Below are 6,130 nucleotides of genomic sequence, written 5' to 3' on the forward strand. Positions count from 1 at the left end.
GCGGCGACCAGCCGGACCACGTCCGGCAGCGACATGACCCCGGCGAGCGTGGCGGCGACGTACTCGCCGATGCTGTGGCCGAGCATCGCCACCGGCCGCACGCCCAGTTCCGCGAGCAGGGCGGCCAGCGCGTACTCCATGACGAACAGGGCGGGCTGGGTCGCCTCGGTCCGGCGCAGGACCTCGTCGCCCTCCGCGGTCCGCTTCGGTTGCCCGAGCACCCCGCGCAGGTCCACGTCGAGGTGTTCGTCGAACAGGTCGAGGCACTCGTCGAACGCCTTGGCGAACACCGGGAACGCGTCGAGCAGCGGCCGGGCCATCCCGGAGTACTGCGCGCCCTGCCCGGGGAACAGCAGCGCGACACCGCGGGCGGGCGGGTCGCACAGCCCGGTCGCGACCCGGGACGAGCCGCTGGTCTCCAGCGCGTAGCCGGCGTCCTGGTGGTCCTTCACCGCGACGGCCAGGCGGTGCCGCAGGGGTTTGCGCCCGACCTGCAACGTGTACGCGACGTCGGCGAGGTTCGCGCCGGGGTTGTCGCGCAGCCAGCGCCCCAGGTTGGCGGACGCGGTGTCCAGCGCGGTCGTGCTGTTCGCCGAGAGCACCAACAGCTGGACCGGCTCCGCCGGGTCGCTCGGCGCGATCGCGGGCGCCTCCTCCACGACGACGTGCGCGTTGGAACCTCCCATGCCGATGGAATTGACCGCGGCGCGGCGCGGTCCGTCGGACTCCCAGTGGATCAGCTCGTTGTTGACGAAGAACGGTGACTGCTCCAGGCGCAGCTCCGGGTTGGGGGAACGGAAGTGCAGCGTCGGCGGGATCATCCGGTGTTGCAGCGCGAGGACGACCTTGAGGAAGCCGGCGACACCGGCCGCGGCGTCCAGGTGGCCGATGTTGGTCTTCACCGAGCCGAGCGCGCAGTACTGCGTGAGGTCGGTAGACTCGCGGTAGGCGGCGGTGAGCGCGGCCACCTCGATGGGGTCGCCGAGCGGGGTGCCGGTGCCGTGGGCCTCGACGAAGCCGATGTCCCCGGCGTCGACGTCGGCGGCCAGCAGCGCGCTCGCGGTCGCCCTGGCCTGCCCTTCGACGCTGGGGGCGGTGAAGCTGGCCTTCGACGCGCCGTCGTTGTTGATCGCGGTGCCCTTGATCACCGCGTACACGTGGTCGCCATCGCGCAGCGCGTCGTCGAGGTGCTTGAGCACCACGACACCCGCGCCGTTGCCCACCACGCTGCCGCCGGAGTCGGCGTCGAACGCGCGGCAGTGCCCGTCCGGCGAGGACGTGCCGCCGGGCTGGTGCAGGTAGCCGCCGCGGTGCGGCATCCGCAGCGACGAGCCACCGGCCAGCGCCATGTCGCACTCACCGCTGAGGATCGCCTGCGTGGCGGCGTGGATCGCAGTCAGCGAGGAGGAGCACGCGGTCTGCACCGACACGCTCGGGCCGCGCAGGTCGAGCTTGTAGGAGACCCTGGTGGTCAGGTACTCCTTGTCGTTGCCGATCATCACCTGGAGGTCGCCGACGACGTCGACCACGCCCGAGTTCTGCATGATGTTCATCGGCAGGTAGGTGTTCATGGTGCAGCCCGCGTACACCCCAATCATGCCCGAGTAGCGCCAGGGGTCGTAGCCTGCGTCTTCGAGCGCGGCGTGCGAGACCTCCAGGAAGTGGCGGTGCTGCGGGTCCATCACCTCCGCTTCCCTTGCGCTGTAACCGAAGAAGGCGGCGTCGAAACCCTCGCCGTCGGCCAGCGGCGCCGAGGCCCGGACGTAGCGCGGGTTGGCCAGAAGGTGCTCCGGGATGCCCAGTTCGCGCAGGTCCTCCTCGGAGTGGAACCGGATCGACTCCACGCCCTCGCGCAGGTTGCGCCAGTACTGGCCCGGATCGGAGGCGCCCGGCAGGCGGCAGGCGATCCCGATCACGGCGATGTCGGCGGGCACCGTCGTTTCGTGTGCGGTCACTGGTCTCTCCTGCGGTCGGCTCCGAGGTCGGTGACGGGCGCGTGCTGTCGCCCGCGCACCCGGCGTCTGGCGCCGAGCGCTCGGGTTCGGGTCGGCTCGACGCCGGGTGTGGTCCGCGCGTCGTCGAGGTGCTGTGCGAGCGATCTGGCGGTGACGTACCGGAACAGCGCCGCCACCGGAAGGTCGACGGACGTCCGCTCGCGCAATCGCGCGGCGACCTGGCCGATCATCAGCGAATGACCGCCCAGTCCGAAGAAGTTGGCATCCGGGTCCACTTCGGACAGTCCGAGGGCGTCCCTCCAGACTTCGATCACGACCGGCAGGGACGGGCTGTCGGTCCTGCGCGCGGCCGTCGGCGCGGTGGGCTCGGCGAGTGCGAGCAGAGCGCGCACGGCCAGCTTCCCGTGGCTGGTGCGCGGCAGCGCCGCGAGCACGGTGATCCGGGAGGGAACCGCGTAGTGCGGCAGGTGCAGCGCCGCGAACTCCTGCACCGCGGTCGGGTCGAGGTCGTCGCCGGTGACGAACGCGAGCAGTCGCGGCGAGCGCGATCGCGGGTCCACCACCACCGCGCACTGCCGCACCCCGGGGTGCTCCCGCCGCACGGACTCGACCTCGCCCGGTTCGACCCGGTAGCCGCGTACCTTCGCCTGCTGGTCCATCCGACCGGTGACGACCAGGTGCCCGTCGACCCAGCGACCGCGGTCCCCGGTGCGGTACATCCGGCCGCCCGGCTGGAAGGGGTCGTCGAGGAAACGGCTGCCACCGCCGGTATCGCCGAGGTACCCGGCTGCGACGCCGGGGCCGCCGACGAACACCTCGCCGGGAATCCGCTCGCCGACCGCGTGGCCCTCGTGGTCGAGCACGTAGAGCGCGGACAGACCGCTCGGCGACCCGACCGGGACCACGTCCGGCGCCCCCGCCCCCGGTGGCACCAGGTGCACCGCGCAGTTGATGCTCGTCTCGGTCGGTCCGTACCCGTTGTAGATGCGGCAGCCCGGCGCGGCGAGTTCGCGCAGCCGGGCCACCAGGTCGCCGGTGAGGACCTCGCCGGCGACCTGGATCAGGTCGACGTGGGGCATGGCCACCCCGGCCGCGACCAGCTCGTGGGCGAACGTCGGGGTCAGGAACAGAGTTCCGATTCTGTCCCTGGCGAGGAAACGCGCGTAGTCCGGCGCGTAGTACCGCTCGTGCGGCAGCGGCAGGCAGAGGGTGCCGCCGAGCAGGACGGTGGTGAACACCTCCTGCAACCCGTAGTCGAACGACAGCGCCAGCGTCTGACCGAGTCGCATCCCCGGGCCAGCGCCGAACTCCTCGCGTTCCCACAGCAGCAGGGGCAGGACGTTGGCGTGGGTGATGCCGACGGCCTTCGGCTTGCCGGTCGTGCCGGAGGTGTGCACGACGTAGGCGAGGTCGGCGGACGACGCGGGCCTCGGGTGCCCGATGCCGTCCGTCGTCGCCATGGACACCACGACCGGCTCTCGCGACACGATCGACCGTGCCACGTCGAGGTGCTCGTCGGTCGTCACCACGAGGTCCACACCGGCGTCGGCGGCCATGGAGGCGAGCCGGGCCTGCGGCAGGTCCGGAGCCAGCGGCAGGAAGGCGCGCCCGGAGAACAGGATCGAAAGCATCGCGACGACGAACTCCGGCGACCGGTCGGCGACCAGCCCGACGGTCGTGGCGTCGGTCCCGTCGTCGATGCGCTCACCCCAGTGACCGGCGAGCGCGAGCAGCTGCCCGTAGGTCCACTCGCGGTCCGCCTGCACCAGCGCGATCGCGGCCGGGTCCTGCCGCGCCTGCCGGTAGAACAGCGCGCCGAGGGTCGTGTCCGGCACCTCGAACGGATCCGGCACGACGACCGAGGTCAGGTCTCGGGGAAGTGGCAGCGCCCGCAGCGGGAGGTCCGGTTCGCCGAGTGCCGTCGCGACCGTCGACCGGAGCCTCCCGGCCAGCGCGTGCGCCGTCTCCCGGTCGAACACCTCGGTGCTGTAGGTCAGGCGCAGCACCAGTTCGTCGCCTACGACCCCGAACTCCGCATCGAGGTCGGCCAGCGCCGACCGGGTGGGCAGCGGCACCGACCGCAGTTCCAGGGAACCGGCGCGGGCCACGGCGCCCGGCACGTCGAGCGCCAGCCCCGCCAACCCGCCGGTGCCGGGTAACTCGTCGTCGTAGAACGAGCAGGTCGCCCGGAACAGCGGGGCGGCAGCGGAGCCCACCCGGCGGGTGACCTCCCTGGTGAGGGTCGCGATCGGCAGCCGTGCCCTGGCCAGTCCGGTCAGCAGTGCCTGCCGGGCGGTGACCGCGTGCTCGCGCAGCGATGCCGGACCGGGATCGTCGAGGTGGATCGGCACCGTGTTCACCAGGTAGCCGACGAGGAGTTCCAGGCCCGGTTGCCCGCGCAGCGCCATCGGCACCCCGACGACCACTTCGGACTGGCCGGTCAACCGCGCCAACCACGTGTGCACCACGGCGAGCAGCACGGCGAACGGAGTGCACCCGGACTCGGCGCTCACCGCCCGCAGGGAACGCAGCACCTCCCCGGGGAAGGTCAGCACGAGCGCGTCGCCCGCGAACGTCGTGGCGCCGCGGTGTTGCCGGTCGTAAGGCAGTGCCAGCGGTGGGGCCTCCAGCAGTTCGAGTGCCCACTCGCCGGCGAGGGCGCTGCTGTCCGGGGAAGCGAGCCACGCCTGTTCAGCAGCCACGACGGTGCCGAACGACGGCACTTCGCCGCTCGGCGGCATGGCCTCGTCGTAGCACCGACCGAGCTCGGCGACCAGCACGCCGAACGACCACATGTCGACGACGAGGTGCGACACCGAGACCACCAGCACCGGCGACCGGTCCTCGGCGCGCAGCGCCACGGCGCGGAAGTGCGGGCCGTCGACCAGGTCCAGCGGGGTCGCCGCCTCCTGCTCGACCGCCGCCTCCCACGCGTCCGTCCCTACGTCGCGAACGTGGAACCACGGCTGGTCCTGCGGTTCCCACACCCCGCGGGTCACCGAGCCGGCCACCTCGGAGAAGCGGCTGCGCAGTTGGGCGTGCCTCGTGACCAGTTGCCGGATCGCCTCGCCGAGGCGTGCGAGGTCCACGTCCTCCGGCAACCGCACCGCCTTGGTGACGCGGTAGGCGCGGGCGCCACCCTCGTTCAGCCTGCTGAGCAGCCACAGCCCCTGTTGCCCCCAGGTGAGCTCGTGCTCGTGGTCCGCTCCGGCGACCCGCGGTGGCACGTCCGCCATCGTCGTGGCGGCGAGTTCCCGGACCGTGGCGCCCCCCAGGATGGCCCGGATGTCCGGCACGACCCCGAACGCGTCCGCGAACGCCTGCTGCAACTGCATGGCGCGCAGGGAGTCCACACCCATCGCCGAGAGCGGCCGGTCGACGTCGACGGTTGTCGGACCGACGCCGAGGACCTCGGCCACGACCTCGGCCGCCCTGGTGCCGGTGACCGGTGAGGCCGGGGTGTCCGCCGCGGCCACCACGGGCAGCCGTCCGGCGAGGTAGGCCGACCGGCACGCGGCGCGGCGGACCTTGCCGCTGGAGGTCGTGGGGATGCCACCGGGACGGACCAGCACCACGTCGGCCACGCGCAGGCCGTGCGTCTCGGCCACCGCCGCCCGGATGGCCTCGACCAGCCGTCCGTGTTCGTCGCGCAGGCCCGGTGCCGTCGCCTGCACGACGATGACGTCCTCCGCGACCGCGAACACCGCCGTGCTGCGCGGGCGGAGCCGGGCGTCGACCGCTCGGACCGTGGCTTCGAGGTCGGCGGGGTGGTGGTTGCGACCGCGCACGATCATGAGGTCCTTCAGCCTGCCGGTGACCGCGAGCTCGCCGTCGGCGATCATGCCGAGGTCACCGGTGCGCAGGAATCCGTCGCCGAGGTCGACCAAGCGCTGCCCGAAGGTGCGCTCGGTGGCGTCGGCGTTGCCCCAGTAGCCTTCGGCGACCGAGGGACCGCGGACCCAGATCTCCCCCTCGGTCCCGTCCGGCACCGGCGCGCCGTCCTTGACGACGACGACCCGTTCCGGCGCGATGCGTCCACAGGAGACGGTCGTGGTCGCCGGGCGGTCGCCGGTGGCGGGCAAGGTGATGGTGCGCGGCCGTTGCGCGCGGCGGACACCCGACACCAGGAGGGTGGCTTCGGCCAGCCCGTAGCAGGGCGCGAACGCCTCCTCGCG

The 6,130-nt window shown here is 72.6% G+C and carries 2 protein-coding genes; both read right to left on the bottom strand.

All coding sequences use genetic code 11. The annotated features are described in order from the left end of the window. A partial coding sequence (locus tag AB0G02_RS26095; RefSeq protein ID WP_360798380.1) for a type I polyketide synthase occupies positions 1–1,955 on the bottom strand: 1,955 nt, incomplete at its 3' end. After that, on the bottom strand, positions 1,952–6,130 hold a 4,179-nt coding region (locus tag AB0G02_RS26100), incomplete at its 5' end, for an amino acid adenylation domain-containing protein (RefSeq protein WP_360798383.1). The genes AB0G02_RS26095 and AB0G02_RS26100, both read right to left, overlap by 4 nt.

Origin of the sequence: Actinosynnema sp. NPDC023658 (genome assembly GCF_040639995.1) — a bacterium.
Taxonomy (GTDB): domain Bacteria; phylum Actinomycetota; class Actinomycetes; order Mycobacteriales; family Pseudonocardiaceae; genus Actinosynnema.